Origin of the sequence: Lacticaseibacillus mingshuiensis, assembly GCF_016861785.1 — a bacterium.
GTDB lineage: Bacteria > Bacillota > Bacilli > Lactobacillales > Lactobacillaceae > Lacticaseibacillus > Lacticaseibacillus mingshuiensis.
The window spans coordinates 24,927-42,207 of the sequence record NZ_BOLS01000008.1 but is presented as its reverse complement, the minus strand read 5'-3'; the positions used below and the strand labels follow the sequence as shown (position 1 = coordinate 42,207).

General features: G+C 57.3%; 17 protein-coding genes. 8 read left to right on the top strand and 9 right to left on the bottom strand.

The features are described 5' to 3' along the window. Window positions 1–34: 34 nt before the first annotated feature. Together JUE67_RS06395 and JUE67_RS06390 are read right to left on the bottom strand one after the other, a co-directional pair. Entirely contained in the window at window positions 35–916 is an 882-nt protein-coding gene (locus tag JUE67_RS06395) for a diacylglycerol/lipid kinase family protein (RefSeq protein ID WP_203626392.1), read from the bottom strand. Between the two features lie 79 nt (window positions 917–995). Next, a complete protein-coding gene (locus JUE67_RS06390; protein ID WP_236002629.1) occupies window positions 996–2,597 on the bottom strand; it encodes an APC family permease in 1,602 nt (533 codons plus the stop codon). Between the two features lie 311 nt (window positions 2,598–2,908). On the opposite strand from JUE67_RS06390, the gene JUE67_RS06385 reads away from it, so the two are divergent. Together JUE67_RS06385 and JUE67_RS06380 are read left to right on the top strand one after the other, a co-directional pair. Beyond that, window positions 2,909–3,667, top strand: a complete 759-nt coding sequence (locus JUE67_RS06385) for an ABC transporter ATP-binding protein (protein ID WP_203626433.1) — start codon at window positions 2,909–2,911, stop codon at window positions 3,665–3,667. A 13-nt stretch (window positions 3,668–3,680) separates the two neighbouring features. Beyond that, window positions 3,681–5,498 carry an FtsX-like permease family protein gene (locus tag JUE67_RS06380; RefSeq protein WP_203626394.1) on the top strand — a complete coding sequence of 606 codons (1,818 nt, stop codon included), beginning with the start codon at window positions 3,681–3,683 and terminating at the stop codon, window positions 5,496–5,498. A 167-nt stretch (window positions 5,499–5,665) separates the two neighbouring features. Here the strand turns inward: JUE67_RS06380 and JUE67_RS06375 are convergent, their stop codons facing one another. The 3 genes from JUE67_RS06375 to JUE67_RS06365 are packed head-to-tail and all read right to left on the bottom strand — an operon-like array spanning window position 5,666 to window position 7,545. Continuing rightward, window positions 5,666–5,812 carry a hypothetical protein gene (locus tag JUE67_RS06375; protein ID WP_203626395.1) on the bottom strand — a complete coding sequence of 49 codons (147 nt, stop codon included), beginning with the start codon at window positions 5,810–5,812 and terminating at the stop codon, window positions 5,666–5,668. Beyond that, on the bottom strand, window positions 5,809–7,233 hold the full coding sequence (locus JUE67_RS06370) for an MDR family MFS transporter (protein ID WP_203626396.1): 1,425 nt from the start codon (window positions 7,231–7,233) through the stop codon (window positions 5,809–5,811). The genes JUE67_RS06375 and JUE67_RS06370 overlap by 4 nt, the downstream gene beginning before the upstream one ends. 30 nt (window positions 7,234–7,263) lie before the next feature. Continuing rightward, window positions 7,264–7,545 (bottom strand): OB-fold protein, encoded by a 282-nt coding sequence (locus JUE67_RS06365; RefSeq protein ID WP_203626397.1) that lies wholly within the window; start codon window positions 7,543–7,545, stop codon window positions 7,264–7,266. Window positions 7,546–7,711: 166 nt separating this feature from the next. Between JUE67_RS06365 and JUE67_RS06360 the strand changes: the two genes are divergently transcribed. Further along, window positions 7,712–8,158 (top strand): MarR family winged helix-turn-helix transcriptional regulator, encoded by a 447-nt coding sequence (locus JUE67_RS06360; protein WP_203637074.1) that lies wholly within the window; start codon window positions 7,712–7,714, stop codon window positions 8,156–8,158. A 153-nt stretch (window positions 8,159–8,311) separates the two neighbouring features. Here JUE67_RS06360 and JUE67_RS06355 read toward each other — a convergent pair whose 3' ends face one another. The 3 genes from JUE67_RS06355 to JUE67_RS06345 all read right to left on the bottom strand — a co-directional run bounded on the left by JUE67_RS06355 (window position 8,312) and on the right by JUE67_RS06345 (window position 10,903). Then, window positions 8,312–8,989, bottom strand: a complete 678-nt coding sequence (locus tag JUE67_RS06355; protein WP_203626399.1) for a histidine phosphatase family protein — start codon at window positions 8,987–8,989, stop codon at window positions 8,312–8,314. A gap of 47 nt (window positions 8,990–9,036) precedes the next feature. Beyond that, the gene (locus tag JUE67_RS06350) at window positions 9,037–9,867 is read right to left on the bottom strand and encodes a hypothetical protein (protein WP_203626400.1); all 831 of its coding nucleotides are present in this window, start codon (window positions 9,865–9,867) and stop codon (window positions 9,037–9,039) included. Between the two features lie 130 nt (window positions 9,868–9,997). Next, window positions 9,998–10,903 (bottom strand): proline-specific peptidase family protein, encoded by a 906-nt coding sequence (locus tag JUE67_RS06345; RefSeq protein ID WP_203626401.1) that lies wholly within the window; start codon window positions 10,901–10,903, stop codon window positions 9,998–10,000. A gap of 158 nt (window positions 10,904–11,061) precedes the next feature. On the opposite strand from JUE67_RS06345, the gene JUE67_RS06340 reads away from it, so the two are divergent. The 4 genes from JUE67_RS06340 (at window position 11,062) to JUE67_RS06325 (ending at window position 14,800) form a co-directional block, all read left to right on the top strand. Then, window positions 11,062–13,092: a TPM domain-containing protein gene (locus JUE67_RS06340; RefSeq protein ID WP_203626402.1), complete on the top strand. Its 2,031-nt coding sequence runs from the start codon at window positions 11,062–11,064 to the stop codon at window positions 13,090–13,092. 167 nt (window positions 13,093–13,259) lie between these two features. After that, a complete protein-coding gene (locus tag JUE67_RS06335) occupies window positions 13,260–13,538 on the top strand; it encodes a DUF2829 domain-containing protein (protein ID WP_203626403.1) in 279 nt (92 codons plus the stop codon). Next, window positions 13,475–14,212 (top strand): 3-oxoacyl-ACP reductase, encoded by a 738-nt coding sequence (locus JUE67_RS06330; RefSeq protein WP_203626434.1) that lies wholly within the window; start codon window positions 13,475–13,477, stop codon window positions 14,210–14,212. Before JUE67_RS06335 ends, JUE67_RS06330 begins: the two co-directional genes overlap by 64 nt. Before the next feature lie 87 nt (window positions 14,213–14,299). Then, complete coding sequence (locus JUE67_RS06325) at window positions 14,300–14,800, top strand: QueT transporter family protein (protein ID WP_203626404.1); 501 nt, start codon at window positions 14,300–14,302, stop codon at window positions 14,798–14,800. A 368-nt stretch (window positions 14,801–15,168) separates the two neighbouring features. On the opposite strand, the gene JUE67_RS06320 is transcribed toward JUE67_RS06325, so the two are convergent. Continuing rightward, entirely contained in the window at window positions 15,169–16,995 is a 1,827-nt protein-coding gene (locus tag JUE67_RS06320) for a monovalent cation:proton antiporter family protein (RefSeq protein ID WP_203626405.1), read from the bottom strand. 91 nt (window positions 16,996–17,086) lie between these two features. On the opposite strand from JUE67_RS06320, the gene JUE67_RS06315 reads away from it, so the two are divergent. Next, on the top strand, window positions 17,087–17,254 hold the full coding sequence (locus JUE67_RS06315; RefSeq protein WP_203626406.1) for a Tat pathway signal protein: 168 nt from the start codon (window positions 17,087–17,089) through the stop codon (window positions 17,252–17,254). The last annotated feature ends 27 nt before the right edge of the window (window positions 17,255–17,281 follow it).

Below are 17,281 nucleotides of genomic sequence, written 5' to 3'. Positions count from 1 at the left end.
CCCAGCCACGGACAGGTCCAAAATTCAACGCGACTCAGTTTTTCCCCGGTGTCAGCACTTGCACCTTGCCCGACACCACCTGCATCCTCAGCGGCAGGCTCGTGCTCGGGTCGCCATCGATGCGCGAGCGTAGGCTCTTGCCCGCCGACACCTCCAATTGGCTAGCGGTGAAGTAGGTCATGCCTGGGAGCTTGGCGAAGTTGCCAGAGAGAAAATACGGCAGCGCCATCAGACTATGCCAGCGGCCGGTCTTGGGCGCGACGAAAACATGGAACAGCCCATCCCCAGGTTTGGCTTGCGGGGCAAAGTTGGTGAACCCGCCAACGGAATTTGTCATCGTGACCAACACGAACGAGGTGTCCTGTTGCCACGTCTGTTGCGGCGCCGTCAGTGTCAGCTGCCAATGTTGGTGTTGCAACAGGACTTTCAGGCCGCGGGTCAGATAGATGAGTGGGCCGAACCGCTGCTTATCTTGCTGGGTGACGGACAGCGCCGCATTGGCCAACACGCCAAGGGTCAAGGTCGAGATCATCGCCTGACCATTGACCAGTCCGATATCCAGCGGCTGCGGGGTGCCGTCCAGCAGCCCGGCGATCGCCAGTGGGATAAGCAGCGGGATGTGCAGCACCTTCGCGAGATTATTGACGGTGCCAGCCGGGAGAATGCCGAGCAGGGGTGGGTGCCGCCTTGCGACCAGGCCCGCCGCAACTTGGTTGATCGTCCCATCGCCGCCGACTGCCACCACGACGTCACTCATCGCGGTGAAGGCAAAATCGCGTGCGTCTGTCGCGCGTTCGGTCGGCGCGAGGCGCACGACATGGCCGCGTTTTTCGGCCGCAGCCGCGAACCACTTGGCGATGCGGGTCGCGCCTTGTTTGCCCGACTGAGGGTTGTAGATCACGCGATAGATTGTCATGGCCGCCACTTCCTTTCATGTTCATTCTAGCATGCAAAAAGCCCGCACCAGAAATTATCCGGTGCGGGCTTCGCATCCTTTAAATATCAGCTGTATCCGCGATGCCGTGGCGGCCATTGCGGGTGAATAAGTTAGTCAAGCCGAGCAAGATCAGATCGACGACAATGATCGAGCCCCACTTGAGCCAAGGCGCCGCGTGCGCCACGATCGAGGTCGACATCCCGTATGAGACAAGGCCGATCAGACCGATGCCCATGACCAAGGTGAAGACCCACCAGGCTGTTTTCCCGAAGGCCAGGCCGTTGCCGTTTGCTTGGCGCTTGGCGATCCACGGCATCATGAAGCCCAGGACCACCATCCCGATCGGCACCACGATATTCAGCGTCAGCATCATCGCAAACGTTGACTGATCCGCATCGGTCGGGAAGAAGCCCAGCACGGCCAGCAGGAACGTTACCCCAAGCATCCAGGCACCAACGATCACGCCCAGCTTATCGGACTTGATGAAGGTATAGTCCGGCTTTGGAAAACGGTCGGAGTGCAGCCGCACCATGAGGAAGGACCAGAACAAGAAGCAGGTCGAAAATGGTGAGACAATGCCGTTCAAGTTGAGCAGCCAGTTGAAAATGTCATTGATGCGCGGCAACATCCCACCCAGCGCCATGATCAGCGCGCACAGAATGGTCGTGAGCCAATAGCCATTGATCGGCAGGCCATCCGCATTTTTCTTCGTGAGCTGGCGTGGCATGAAGCGCTTGGCCACATCAGACAAGAAGACACGGGTCGAGGCATCCAAAATCACGGCGAGCTGAGCCAGCATGTAGATGCCTTGCACTGCGGCGAACAGGTACATCAGGCCGTTGCCAACGCCGAACTGCTTGCCGATCGCCTGAAACGCGTAGTACGAGCCGTTCATCTTCAAGTCGTTTGGCAGATGATGGGCGTTGAAGTACACACCCAAACTGAACGTCCCAAACAGCGTCAGGAACATCGTCATGATGGCGATCATCTTCAAGGCTTTTGGAAAATCGCGACTCGGGTGTTTCATGTCGGCGGTATAAGGTGCCGCGAGTTCAGACCCATTCATCGCAAAGACGAACAGCCCAAAGGTGGAAAGAAAGGCCAGATCCACGTGTTTTGGCAAAAAGGCCTTGAAGTCAAATGGTTGCGTTTTGATCGGATTGCCAGACGACAGGCCGATGATGGTCATGATGACAAACAGGACGGTCATGATGAACATCGCGCCGCCGCCGATGGTCGACATCACTTCCAGCGACTTGTTCTTGAACAGATGCTGGATCCAGATGAAGACCACGAAGATCACGGCGGTGGTGATGCCAAACCACGCGTTGCCCATGTGGCTTTGAATGTCGCCGTTGCCGTTCAAGATCCACCCCAGGGAGATCACGACGGAATTGGCGACATCGACGACATACGGTAGGCCAGTGATCCAGTAGAACCACGCGGCAAAATAGCCGACTGTATCGCCGTTTGTCTGGCGCATCCAGGATGTGATACCGCCGCCGAGCTCGGAAAAAGTCGAGCCCATGTGCGCGACGATCAAGTTATAGGGAATCACGTAGAAAAATGTCATCAGCACCCAACTGGTGACGGCAACGAGCCCCTGATTTTGAAAATTATAAATGATATCATCGAAACCGATGACCGTGACGAAATCCATTAAGCCGACGATCACCCAAGGAATATATTGTTTTTGTTTATTATCTTCCACTATGTGTTTCCTCCGCGTGCCATTGTGTCAGTCAACACGTTGGCTGCCCGGCGCTTTGTTTCGGCGCATGGTGAATACCTCCCTTACTGAAATGTGCAATAAAACAGTCGCCCTATTGTACCGAAAATGGGCAGGAGATTAAAGATTTTCTTAAACCAAACGGTCATTCTTACGCGGATGTAAGACGGGTGACCGAAGCGATACGGCACGGGGCGGCCAAGTGCGGTACGATAGCCTCAGTGATAAATGAATGGAGGAACATCATGGCACAACCAGTTGTCAGCGTGAAAAACGTGACGAAGACGTATGGCAAGAACAATGAAAAGCAGACCCAGGCACTGCGCGGGGTGACCTTTGACGTCACCCCAGGCGAGTTTGTCGGGATCATGGGGGCCAGTGGCTCAGGCAAAACGACCCTGCTCAACATTTTAAGTACGCTTGATCAGGCGACCACCGGCGATGTGCATATCAATGGCGAAGACGTCACCAGCTTAAAAGGGGATGCCCTGGCCGATTTTCGCGCCAAGCAAGTCGGCTTTATTTTCCAAGACTTCAACTTGCTGGAAAATCTGACCGCGCGGGAAAATATCGCCTTGCCGCTGGCGCTCCAAAACGCGCCGCACAAAAAGCAGCAACAGGCCGTCGATGCGATCGCCCAAACGTTGGGCATCGCCGCGGTGCTGGATCATTACCCAACGGAGCTGTCTGGCGGGCAAAAACAGCGGGTGGCCGCGGCACGTGCCTTGGTGCAACAACCCGCCATTTTGTTTGGCGATGAGCCGACCGGGGCGCTGGACAGCCAGTCCGCGCGGGAGTTACTGGACACCATGGCCGGCCTGAATCGCGACCAGCATGTGTCGATTCTGTTGGTGACCCATGACGCGTTTTCTGCCAGTTACGCCAAGCGTATTTTATTCATCAAGGATGGCCAGATCGGGCAGGAACTGGTGCGCGGCGAGGAATCGCAGGAAGATTTTTACCATCGCATCTTGACGACCGTCGGCACATTCCAGCAGTAAAGGAGGACGCGCTTTGTTACGCAAATTAGCATTAGGCGGCATTCGCTCACGCCTGCGCGACTACACCGTCCTATTTTCCGGCCTGGTCATTGCCAGCGCCGTGTTCTACATGTTCCTGGCGCTTGCGACGAACAAGACGTTTTTGACCAGCAACTCACCGCTGTCGATGACCACGTTCATCTTCATGTTCGGCGAGGTCCTGCTGGCGATCATCACCTTGGTCTACATCGTTTATGCCAACTCGTTTCTGATGAGCATGCGCCAGCGCGACTACGCGATGTTCATGATGCTCGGGGCAAAATCCAGCAAGATCGCCCAACTCATCTTCGTTGAGACCGTCACCGTGGGCGTGTTGGCCACGGCAGTCGGGACCTTGCTGGGCATCGGCCTGACCACCGCGGCCGGCCATGTGCTGCTGGGGATGTTGCATTCCAGCGCGCCTGGCTTTTCGCCGCTATGGTGGCCGGCGGTGCTGTGGACCTTTGTCTTCTTCGTTGTCCTGTTCATCCTGGCGGCGCTGTTCAACGCGCGCAGCCTGATCAAAACGAAGATCTTGACCTTACTTCACGCGGCGCAAACGCCAAATCGCCTGCGCACCAAGCCGGTTTTGCTTCTGATTCAGGCCCTGCTTGGCGTTGGCCTGCTTGCAATCGGCTACTGGGCGATGGCGGCCGTCAACAAACTCGGACTTTCTGGCATCGGCCTGGCGCTGGTGACGATCGTCTTGGGCAGTTACTTCATGTTCAACGCGACGTTGGTGTTCTTGGTGGGCCTGCTGAAGAAAAACAAACGCTTCGCTTCCCGCCAATTGCACACCTTCACCTTGAGTCAGTTGAGTTTTCGCATTCGCGATTACACGAAAATTCTGGCGGTGGTCTCGATTCTTTTCGCCTTGGCGCTTGGGGCCATCACCGTCGGCCTTGGCTTCCAGCGGGCGATTCCGCAGATCGCCAAGGCCCAGGATGCCTATGATCTGGTGCAGGTCGCTCCGACGGCCAAGGAAAAAGCCGATGCCAACAAACTATCCGGGCTCAAGGCCAAGGTCGTTTATACGCAAAAAGCAGATGGCACCAACATCTACTTCAAGGCCTCCGAGCTTAACGCGCATCCCTTGGAATTTCCAGTCTTCCGCTCCTTGGGCCAGTCCTCGATCGAAAAGGTCACCGCGACGAATTTTAAGACGAAGGTCGCAGATCGGGCCAGCAACATGACTGAATTTATGCGGCCGGTCGATAGTGGCAAGAGCTTCACAGTCGTGTCGGACGCGCGCTTTGCCGCACTGGCCGGCCAGCCGTATCAGGTGATCACCTATCAAGTCGCCGATTTCAGCGCGAATTACGATCGCATTGAGGCCTTGGTCAAAACCCAGGACAAGCGGCTGGGCTTCAAGCCGGATAGCATGACCAATGGCCAAAAGTTTGGCACATACGCCTTGATCACCAGCATGTATGGCGGTCTGGCGTTCATGGGCTTCTTCCTTGGCATCGCGTTTTTGGCCATGCTGGCCTCGACGTTGATGTTCAAGATTCTTTCCGGCGCCAATTACGACAAGCAGCGGTACCTGATGCTGCAAAAGATCGGCGTCCGGCCGGCGCTGTTGCGCAAGTCGATCGCCGAAGAGATCGGCGCGCTGTTTCTTTTCCCGGGGCTGCTCGGCGTGATCCACGTGCTGTTTGGCCTTCAGCTGTTCAAGGCACTGCTCGCCGATCCATACGACGGGTTGTGGCTGCCATTCACGATCTTCCTCGTGTTATACGGCCTGTATTACGCCTTGACGACCTGGCTGTATCAAAGCATCGTCATCACCAAGGATCTGGGCGGGCGCCGGTAAACGGGCTGTTGTCATCGAAAAATAGGCACCAGCAGCACGCCAGATCGCGCCTCTGCCCCAAAATAGGAAACACATAGCGCCGAGACATAGCGCCAGGATTCAAAAAAGGAACTAGAAGCCGCAATGCTTGATGCGGTCTCTAGTTTCTTTTTGACGTGGCGGTATAGTCAGCTAAAGCAAAGCGCCAAGCTGAGGATGGCGCACAGACACCCTGAAGCAAGCGCCACAACGCGTTGCCAGCGTGGGGCAGGGGTCTGGCTAAACAGGGTGGAAAAGAAGAAGACCAGGATACAGATCGTCAGTGCCCAGATCATGCGCGCGCCTCCTTGTCTTTGGTCGACAGGCGAAGCGCCGTGACCAACGCGATGATCAGCAAAACTGCGACCAAGGCGAAGGCGACATGATAGCCGCCCAGCAGCGCTTGTGGATCGGCCAGCGTCGCGACATGCCCAGCTTGGGTGTTGGCGACATTTTGCTGCACGGAGATCAAGATCGCAGTGCCGATCGCGCTGGCCGTGTAGCGCATCATGTTGTTGCCTGAGCTGCCATGTGAAATCAGTTCCGGTGGCAACACGTTGATGCCCAGCGTGGTGATCGGCATTTGCACCGCCGAAAAGCCCAGACTGCGAATCGCGTAAAGCAAGACGACCGTGACGACAGGCGTTTGCGCGGTGACAAACGCAAACGGAATCGTTCCCAGCAACATGATGAGCAGCCCGGCCTTGATCATGCGCGGGGCGTTGTAATGATCGAAGACGTACCCCGTCACGGGACTCATCGCGGCGTTGACCAGCGCGCCTAAGATCAAGCACATGCCGGAGTTCATTGCGGACAGGCCGCGAACAGTCTGAAGGTACAGGGGCAGGACGAATTCAAAGCCCGCAAAGGCAATTTGCGAAAGTGCCGTGATCACGACGGCGATGCGATACGTGGGCGCCTTGAAGATCGTCATTTTTAGGATCGGCGTTGCGATATGTAATTGCCGCCAAACGAACCAGGCGACCAGCACCGCGCCGCAGAAAATGCCGCCGAGCACCTGCCAGTCGAGCCAGCCGCGCGTGCCGACCACCGCAAAGCCATACAGCAGGCTACCGAAGCCCAACGCTGACAGAAAAACAGACGGCCAGTCCAATTTTGCCCGATTGACCATGACCACGCTGCGCAGGCCATACAGCCCAAGCACAAACGCCACCGCCAGCAGTGGCAACAGGATGCCAAAGATATCATGCCATTCAAACCGGTCGATCACCCAGCCGGAAAAAGTGGGGCCGATCGCCGGGGCAAGACCGAACACCAGCCCCATCAGTGCCGAAACGGTGCCACGCTGGCCAAGTGGGTAGACCGAGTAAAGCATGGTGGTGCCGATGCCGGCCAAAAGCGCGCCGCCGACCGCCTGAATCATCCGGCCGCCGAGCAGCGCCGCAAAACTATTGGCGAAATAACAAAGCGTGGTGCCGAGCAGGAAAAAGCCCATCGCCCATTCAAAAAGCGTCTTTGAACTCTTATTGTCGGCCAACCAGGCGGTCACCGGCGTCATGACCCCGATGATGAGGGAATAACTCGTCGACAGCCACTGCGCCGAAGAGGCAGGAATGTGAAACGCCTGCATCAAGGTCGGCTGGGCAACAGCTAAGATCGTCTGGTTGATGTTGCTCGCGAACATCCCGATCAGGACCACGATGGTAAACAGCGTCCGATTGAATGGTCGGCCCGCATTATCGACAGATCGTGTCATCTGATCAGCTCCTTTCTCATTGCTGTTGCCTTAGCCAAGTTGACAGTGCTTCAGGACGACCATGCCTTGCGTGAAGCCCTCGACATGGCCAATGATCGCCGCGCGCTCGCCAATCGCTAGGCCGGTGTCGCCGATCACGCAGGCGACCCGCGCGGTGCCGGTTGCGACGTCGCCAAATTCGACGCAGGGGAGCCCATATGAATCTGGGCCAACATACGAGACGGTGCCGGTGACGGTCACAATGGCGTCGTTGTAGGGACTCTCTCCAGCGGAAAAACTGTCGTAAAGCGCTGTTTCTTCAAGGTTCAACATCACGATCACTCCAATTTATAAGCTTGTTAATACAACAGTTAACGAGACCTAGTTTAGTTTTCAATGCGATTGTTGTCAATGCTAAAAATTAAAAACACAAGTATCTTTCTAGCCAGGTTTACTTTGAATGACAACTCTTTAATGGCTATACTGTTAGTAGAAATCGATGGAAAGTGATGAGATGATGAAGACGAACGATCCACAGAATTTATCCGACCGCCTGCATGAGACCGTGGTCGCAGAGGCAAGCTTGATTCATGAGCAGCTCAAGGCACTGCACCTGAACGTCCAGCAGGCGCGCTTGTTGCAATTTGTTGCGGCACACCCCGGCTGTCTACAAAAAGAGGCGGCCCATTATCTGGGTCGCCAAGACGCGACGGTGACGAATATGTTGAAGAGCCTGGTTCAGGCCGGCTACCTCAGACGCGAAGTACCAGCGGAAAATGAGCGCGTGAAGCAGTTGTACATCGCCCCGGCCGGCCAAAAGCTGATCGACCAGATCACCACCATCTTCAGCGACTTAGAAGACAAAGTCCGCGCCGCCGTCCCAGCAGATGAACGCAAGGCACTGGCGCGCAACCTCGACCGAATCAAAGCGGCACTGGAAGAATAAGGGTGCGGAGCGGGGCGTTCAGGTCTGAGCGGCTAACTTGGTCGCTAACGTCAGCCCGCATTTTTCCGTACAGGATCAAAGATCAACATAAAAAAATGACATGCCCCACTCATCAAAACGATGCGCGCGGACATGTCTTTTTTTCATTCCGTTTTACTTCAGCAGTCCCGGCTCCAGTTTCAGTTGGTTGAAGCTGAGCACCTTGATGCCTTCATCGGTCAACGCGATGCGTGAGATCGATCCGTTTTTCGGCGAGTCGGTGACCTTGAAGCCGTCCGCCTTGCCGAATTTATCGACGATACTGCGAATCGTCGTGCCGTGTGTGACCAGCAACACATTGTCGCCATTTTGGTTGTCTGCCCGCAGTAGCTTGAATCCTTTTTGCAGGCGCGTCCAGTACGTGATCGCATCTTCCGCGGCGCCGAATGGATCGGCGTCGTGCATGAAGTCCTTGCTGGCATCCACGCCGTATTGATCGATGATGGCTTTCAGGCTCGGGGCCCCATGCGGCGCGCCAACTGCGTACCAACTTTCAGCCGAATCCTGGCCTTCGTAATAGCCATAGAATTGCTCGCGGAAAAATGGCGTGACGGTCAGCGGCACGGCGGAGTTCAAATTGGCCTCAAGAATGGTCTTGGCCGTGTTTTGTGCACGCATCGTATCGCTGGAATACGCATGGGTGAATGTGATGTTGCGCAGGACCTGACCCGCGCGCTTTGCGTCTGCGATGCCGTCTTCGGTCAGAGGCGAGTCGCTCCAACCCTGCATCCGATTGAACGTGTTGAACCACGTCTTGCCATGGCGCACGAGGTATACCGTCACTGTTTTCATTTGTTTCCTCCATTGAAACGAACGGGTCATTGAATCGAAAAATCGGCCTACTGGATCGACACGGCTGCCTGCAACAGTTTCATCGCATCCGTCCCGCTTGCGGTGTAGCCCACCGCACCTTTGCGCCACTGAATCACATTGCTGAGATCATCCGAATCGGCGGCCACCAGCTGAACGGAAGCCGGCCCATCCGGAACGGGCAGTGCGTGATCGGCAAAATACGCGACCGCCTTTTTCGCCAGCGGCAGGGGATCTTGCTTCGCAACGTTGGAGGCACTGACGGTGATCGACCAGTTGCCCTCTGCCCAGGTCACGTAACTTGTGCCGGCCGCCCCTTCGCGAACGCCTGTGATGCCATCGCCCAGTGCGACAGTCGGCAGGCCGCTTTGAACGGGATGATAATTGATGTCATCCTGCGCGGCATTGACGCTGGTGTACGTCTTTTTCGTCAGCTTGAGCACTGCCTTGGCAGATTGCAGGCTCGCGTCGTTCAGGGCCAGCGCCTGCTTGCCTTCGCTGTAGCTGATCGTGTAGTTGCGAATGGTGCCGGTGGTCGTCGCATTGACCCATTGCTTGGCGGTGAAGGCAAAATCGGTCGGCAGCAGTGACCCCGGCAGGACCGCGCCAATATTAGTGTTCAAACTGCTGAACTGTTCGGCCGGCGTGGCGGGTTGGCTGCTGGCTTCTTCCGCCTTTTTGGTGCTGGACGTTTTGCTTGCGTCGCTGCTTGACGCCTCGCTCGAGCTGCTTGCTTTCGCTTTTTTGACCGCGCTGGTAGAGCTCTTCGCGCGACTGGTCGTGTCTTTGCTGCTGGTCGAGCAACCGGCGGCACTGACCAGAAGCAGCGCCAATGGCAGCGCAATGAGCGCTTTTTTCATTTAGATGGCCCCCTTGTAAGAAGTCGTGTTGCTTCCATTATAGAACAATCCGTCTCAGTGCAGGAGCCGGATCTGCGTGTCGATGCCCTCAGCAGAAAAAAAGTCGAGCATCGCTGCTCGGCTTTTTGAATCAATCGTTGAAGGTGCCGTTTTCGACATCGGTGATGAATTGCTTGAGATGGTCGAAATAAACAGGGGCGTTGTCGATCATGTGATGGTGCCCGCCATTTGGGGTGGTGACCAGGCGCGCATGCGGAATCACTTCGGCCATGCGCTGAGCAGAGGCAACCGGCATCGTTTCGTGCTCGCCAAATGTCAGAAGCGTCGGCACGGTGATGTTGTGAATCTGGTCGCGGATATCCCAGTCCTTGAGCTTACCGGTGACAACGAATTCGTTATCGCCTTGGAACGCGTTGTAGACCGCGGTGCCAGTGGTGTCGATCAAATGGCTGATCGCAGGCGGCTGCTTGCGATCGACATAGCCCTTGTTCAGCACGTCGACATACGCTTGGTACTGCGGATCCTTCCAGTCGCCACTTGCCTCGATCTGCTTCATGTAGGCCACGGCTGAAGGCGGCAAGGCGTCTTCACGCACCTGGTTGATGTGGACGACATATTCGTCGATGTTGTCGATCATGCTCGAGATGATCGCGCCCTTGAGATGCTCGCCATACTTCAGGGCGTACAGTTGCGTCAGCGCACCGCCCCAGCTTTGGCCGATCAGGTAAAAATGATCCAGCCCAAGCTTTTGCCGAACTTCTTCAACTTCACCCAGGAAATAATCCGTCGTCAGATACTTGGCCGCCGTTTCCGGATCGGAATAATCCGGTTGGTCGGAATAAAAACTGCCGAGCTGGTCGTACATGTGGACCTGCACGCCGAGGTCAGCGAGCTCTTCGCCAAAATTCTCCCAGTATTCATGGTTGCCGCCAGGGCCGCCGTGCAAGCAAAGCAGATGGATATCGCCTTGCCCCTGCGTGTTGGTCCACAAGTGATAGCCGTTATCGAGCGTTAAGATGGTCGTTCCTTGCTTCATCACATTCACCGCATTTCCTTAGAATGTCTTCATTTTATCACTTTTCCCCGGCCGCGGCGCCTTGGCCATTTTCTGAAGCGCGTTTGGGTGAAAATTGACAGACGCGCGACCCACCAGATGCTAAACTGATGTTATTGTATTTTCACGGGAGGTCTGGGATGCGAAAAAAATGGTGGGCGGGGCTGCTTCTGATACTGGCGTTGATCGTTGGCGCCGGCGTGACCTCGGCGCGGCCGGTTCAGGCGGTCGACAAGATGGTCTGGTGGCGCGGCGATACCTCATGGCTCACGGCAAAAACGAAAGCGGCGATCACGAGTTATAACACGCGGACCCTGCAAGATGGCGGGGAACTCGGCGCGGCGGTGGTCGGCAGCACCAAGATCACGGACGCGGCCTCGGCGTATGCGGTCATGACGGCGAATAAGTGGCCCCATTTTTCCTCGATGGGGATGCTGTATGCCGTGAATCCACAAACCGGCAAATTGTGGATGAGCACGGATCTGCCGCGCAACGCCGACGATGTGTTTGAGGCCGGCACTGCGGACACCGGGGCGCCGGCCGCCCGGGTCAATGAGGCGATCGTTGGCAGCGTGACGGACGACCACAAAGTCGTGATCACGTCGGATGGCCCGGACAGTGGCCTGACCATGGCCCAATGGCAAGAAACCGCCAACTATTTTTCCGATGACGAAGGCGCCGTTGGGTTCAAGACGCGCGCGGCCCTGTACACGCTGAACACGAAGACCCTGCCGGCGCTTCCGGGCAAGCCGCAATTCCGGCTGATCGTGACGGATTATGCTCCGAGCGGCGACAAGACGCTGAACAAAATGGCGAAGCGCGAACTGGCCAAAATGCCGGCGCAACAATCGAAATATAAAAATGGCATTATTTTGGTGATCGCGCTTGAGGATCACAAATGGTGGCTTCAGGCTGGCATCGGCGTTACCGGTGTCATCAACGACACGTTCCGCGCCACCATCGCGACACCGCAATTCACGCAATTGTTGAAGAAAAACAAGGATGATCAGGCCCTTGCGCTGTTTGCTTCGAACACGGGCAAGGTGATGACTGAAAATAAAAGTTTGATTCGCACGGCCGGCGCGGTGGCATTTAATCCGTACAAACTGCCGCTGTTTATCGGGCTGATGGCCGTGTGGGCGATCGTGGCCTTCTTCGTCTATCAAGCCGGCTTCTTCTTCAAATATCGCTGGGTCTGGCGGGTGATGATGCTGGCGGCCGGCGTGATCATGACCCTTGTCGGAACAGGCGATTGGCCGGTGCTGGGCATCGGGCTCCTGCTGAGCGGCCTGATCGTGCTGGTGCAATTGCCACTGCGCAAATGGCTGCCCCTGCAATTGTATTTTGTCGTGCGCTTCGGCCTGTGGCTCTTGATGTTCTATCCGGCCAGCTGGTATTTCAGTCGGCAGGAAGGCGCGGATCCGCATGTTTGGCCGGGCGTCGTGGCGGCCACGATCGTCATCTGGATTCTTCATGCCATCTTGCGTTTCGGCCACACGCGGGGCCAGGCGGCGTTGACCGCGCCGCACTTGGTTGAACGCACGCCTTTGTTGGCTGCGGCGCAAAAGGCGGGCATCGACATCGACCCGACCCAAGCCAGCGTGCCCATGTTTTCGCGCCAGTCGCCGGCCAAGCAGGTCGAGATCGCGTTGGGCGAGTATGTGCGGGAACATGGCGCCGGTTGGCTGGCTGAAGTGAAAATGCAGACGCCACTGCCGTATTTTTACCTGTATGATTTTTCCCAGCTGTTGATCAACTGGACCAACAGTGCGCTGCTTCAACTGACGTCGCTGGATGCATTAGCGGAACTAGCGGGACAAGCAGCGGCCTCGCGCCGGACTGAAACCGCCGCGCATTACGAGCCGGCCTTCATCGCGTGGGGCAATGCCTATGATCCGGCCACGGATGGCGATACGCTGACCCCGGTCTGGCAGGCGTTTCTGGGCGGCGTGGGCGACGATATGAGCCTGGACGCGCAGGCGGCGGACATCTTTACCGCCATCGCCGCCCATTTGGATGATCCAACGAAGGCGCAATCCGGCTATAACGACTTTCCGCTTTGGATGCGGGATTACACGCGGGCGGAGACGCCGCCAAGCAGCAGTTCCAGTGATTCGTCTGGTGGCAGCTTCGGCGGCGGATCGTCAGGCGGCTTCGGTGGCAGTTGGTGATGGAAAAAATGGGTTGAGAATCGCGGCTCTGTCGCGTTTCTCCGATGACAAACGTGGTCAACTATTTCAGTCAAAGGGGCGCAGGAAAATTTTTCCCGCGCTCTTTTCGCATCCTCTGATTTCTGGTACGCTATGGCCAGCGCAACTGCGCAGAAGGAAGGGATACCATGACATTTGAAGAAGTGTTGCCAAAGCTCAAGGCGGGGCAGCGCGCGGTTCGCGGCGGCTGGGGCGGCGGTGAGGAATACATCACGCTGGTCAGCGGGCAAAGCTATGAATCAATCGCGGTCACACCGTATTTTCTGATCAAGGTACAAGGCGAAGGCTATTCCGTTTGGGAACCCACCGGCTGTGATGCGCTGGCCATGGATTGGACACTGGTATGCCGGCCAGCGAGGCGCACGCGCAGATTCGGTGGGACTTCACGGGTCAGCGGGTCGCTGTGACTGGGGCAGCGTCTGGCATCGGGGCGGCGCAGGCTGCGGCGTTTTTGCGGGCCGGGGCAGCAGTGCTGGCCGTTGATCAGGCGCCGGTGTCGTTGGCCGGCGTCGAGCCGCTGCAGGGCGATGTCGCGGATCCGGCCACGGCTTCGGCGATCGCGGCGTGGCAGCCGACCATCGTCTGCAACACGGCCGGTCAGCTGGACGGCTATCGCCCGCTTCTTGAAACGAGCTTGGCGGACTGGCAACATTTTCTCCAAGTCGATTTGACCAGTCAGTTTCTGATCTGCCAGGCAGTCTTGCCAGGCATGCTGGCGCGCGGCCACGGCGTTTTCGTTAACATGGCCTCCATCGCCGGCTTGGTCGCAGGCGGTGGCGGGGTCGCGTACACAGCGGCCAAGCACGCGGTGATCGGGCTGACCAAGCAGCTGGACCTCGACTATGCGGCCCAGGGCATTCGCGCCAACGCCTTGGCGCCGGGTGCGATCGATACGCCGATGAACGCTGCGGATTTCGCCGGGGACGGCAAGATGGCGGCCTGGGTCGCCGACCAAACGCCGGCCAAGCGCTGGGCGAAGCCGGAAGAAGTGGCCGCCTTGACCCTGTTTTTAGCCAGCGACGCCGCGGATTATATTCATGGGGCGGTGCTGCCAATCGACGGTGGCTGGCTTGCCAAATAATTTGTCACTGGGCCTCGGCCCGCTGCGGGACTTATTTTCCTTTGACCGCAGTTGTTCAATGGCCCAAGCGGCCACAAAGGAGCTCATATGCAAAACTCTGTCTCAACACGCAGCTCACTGCTGCATCTCACTCAAGTCGCCATCGTCGCCAGTTTGTACGTGGCGGTGACCGTCCTGCTCACGCCGTTCTCGTTTGGTGCCGGGCAGATCCGCGCTTCGGAGATGCTGAACTACACCGCGCTTTACAACAAGCGGTATGTGGTCGCAGTCACGCTGGGTGTTTTTATTGCCAACTTTTTCAGCCCGACTGCGGTGATCGACGTGCCGGTCGGAACCATCGGCACCCTGATCTTCCTGTTATTGAGCCGGTGGCTGGCGGGTTATTGCAGTAAATGGTGGCAAAAATACCTGGTGATGGGCGTGTTGTTCACCGTCTCGATGTTCACCGTGGCGGCCCAACTCGCGATCGTGTACCACATGCCGTTTTGGGCAAGCTACCCCGTGATCATGGCCGGCGAAGCGATCTCAATGACCATCGGCGCGTTCGTGATGCCAGTGATTGCCAGGACGGTGCACTTAGATCGATAGGGTGCGTAGCGCGGCGTTTAGGTCTGAGCAGCTAGTGCGGGCTGGGCGCTTGGGGGCGTACCTTGCCACCGAGTGACCAGGACGACTAGATGCCTCGGACCTGCCACGCGGAGCCCAACTAGATAGGGTGCGTGGCGCGGCGTTTAGGTCCGAGCAGCTAGTGCGGCCTGGACGCTTGGGGGCGCACCTTGCCACCGAGCGACCAGGACGACTAGATGCCTCGGACCTGCCACGCGGAGCCCGACTGGATAGGGTGCGAAGGCCCGCGGGATGTCTCAATGCAAAAGCGAGAGCCTGCCCATATACGAACGGTTGCGCCACACCAAAAAGGCCCCGTCGCATTCACAGCGACGGGGCCTTTCCATCTCCTAATTCTCCTTCTCAAACGTGCTGCGAATCTCGGCAATGGTGGTTTTCCCACCCGTAAACAACAGGTGATCGCCCAAGTGAATCTGGGTGTCCCCATGCGGCGATAGGAACTCGCCATCGCGTCTGATGGCGCTGACGGTGATCGCGTCGATGAACGGCAGGCTCTTGAGCTCGAGACCCGTGAAGCGGCGGTTGCGGACGGTGATCTCGTACAGCCCGGCTTCTGTGTCCGTCAGCATCTGCAGGGTCGACGGCGTTTCGATCAGACTGCGAAGCACCGCGATGTTGGCCTCGTATGTGTTGTAGATCTCGACGCCGGCGTTGCTGAGTGTGTCGTACCGGTCGCTGGTCGCGTCTTTTGTCTCAAAGCGGGCGATGATCCGCGGGACTTTGTTGGCCAGCGCCCATTGCGCCAGCTCATAATTTTTATCATGGTCGAAGTAGCCCAGCATCACAATGTCCGCATCATAGGCGCCAGCTTCATGCAGCGCGCCTTGGGAAAAACTCGGCAGAAGCTTCACGTTGGCTTCGGAATTGTAAGTCTTGTACTTCGCCGGGTCGTCGGTGAAAAGCGTGATGTCGTAGAGACCCTTGGCGAGCTGTTGGGCGATCGGCACCGTCAGGAGATTGGCGCCGATAAAATGCACCACCGTCTTCTTGAAGCTTTCCGGTTCGGCGACAAACAGCCGGTTGAACAAGATCGGGCACAAAATGCAGGCAATCACCGCGGCCAGCGTGAAGGCGCCGCTTTGCTGGGTGGTGATGATGCCCAGCGTTTTGCCCACCGTCAAGGCCGGAATGACCAGGGTGATCGTGGTCGTGATCAACAGGCTGCCGGCCAGCGCGTTTTGCGGCTTGAACCGCAAACGGAGCACTGGCACCAGCACGACCTTGGCCACGAAAAAGCCGATCAGCAACACCGGAATCAGCGCGAGGCTGGTTGGATCCTTCAGCAGTGTTTTCAGATCGATCGCCGCGCCGGTCATGATGAAGAAGATCGGAATGAAAAAGCCGTAGCCGAGGCTGGTCAGCTTGTCCTGCGTTTCCTCGCGCGGGTGGAGCAGCTTCATCACCATCCCGGCCAAAAAGGCGCCGAGAATATTTTCCGCGCCGACACTTTCGGCCACGGTGACCAGCGTGATGATCAGGAAAAAGGCGAGGCGAATGTCCAGCTGTGTCGTGCTTTTATCCACCTTGGCGAACCACTGATACGGCCTGCGAAACCGGAGCAAGAGCACGATCGCGGCGACGAAGATCAATAACAGGAGCCACACCGAGCGACTCGCGTGGCCGTTGAGCTCCGCGTAAACTGTCAGCGCCAGCAACGGCACGACTTCCCCCAGCGCCGCAAGTAGCAGCATCGTTTGGCCAAAGGGCTGGCTGAGCAGCTCTTTTTCCTTCAACGCCGCGATCACGACGCCCAGCGCGACGGTCGAAAACACGATGGCGGCGAAAATGATGTGGTGGTACAGGCCAATCAGGTCCAGCACCCACGCAAACCCCAGCGCCGCGACTATGACGGCGCCGTAACCCAGCAATGCGATCTTGGCCGGGCCGAGCTGTTTAGTTTTGCTTGCGGGCTGCGGCTTGAACAGGGAAAAATCGATCTCCATGCCGGACAAAAAGATCAACACGATCACACCGAGGCTTTTGAGCTCATCGAGCACCGCGTTGGCCGTGACCACCCCGAGCAGACTTTTGCCCAGCACCAAGCCGACCACGATCTCGGCGACGGCGGTGGGGGTCGAGGTGATATTCAGGCGCGCCATCACGATGGGGATGAGCAGCGCCGCAAACAAAACGATGAGAAGCGATAAACTGGACATGACTGACACCCGCTTTTTTAATATGCTATGCTCAGAATACCGAAAATTAAATCTTGCGCCCATCACATCTCGTAAATTGGAGGTCTGCTTAATGAAGGAAACAGGATTTTTCAGCCGGCGCTCGGTGATCGTCGGCACCACCACCTTGATTGGCTTGGTGGTTGGGCTTTTGACGAAGCACCTGTTGCTCGGCGTGGCGATCGGCTTGGCCGTGGGCTACATGGTTGAGGCCTGGACGCCGCTTTTTAAGCAAAAATAGTCCGCGACAAATAACGCGCAAAGTGTG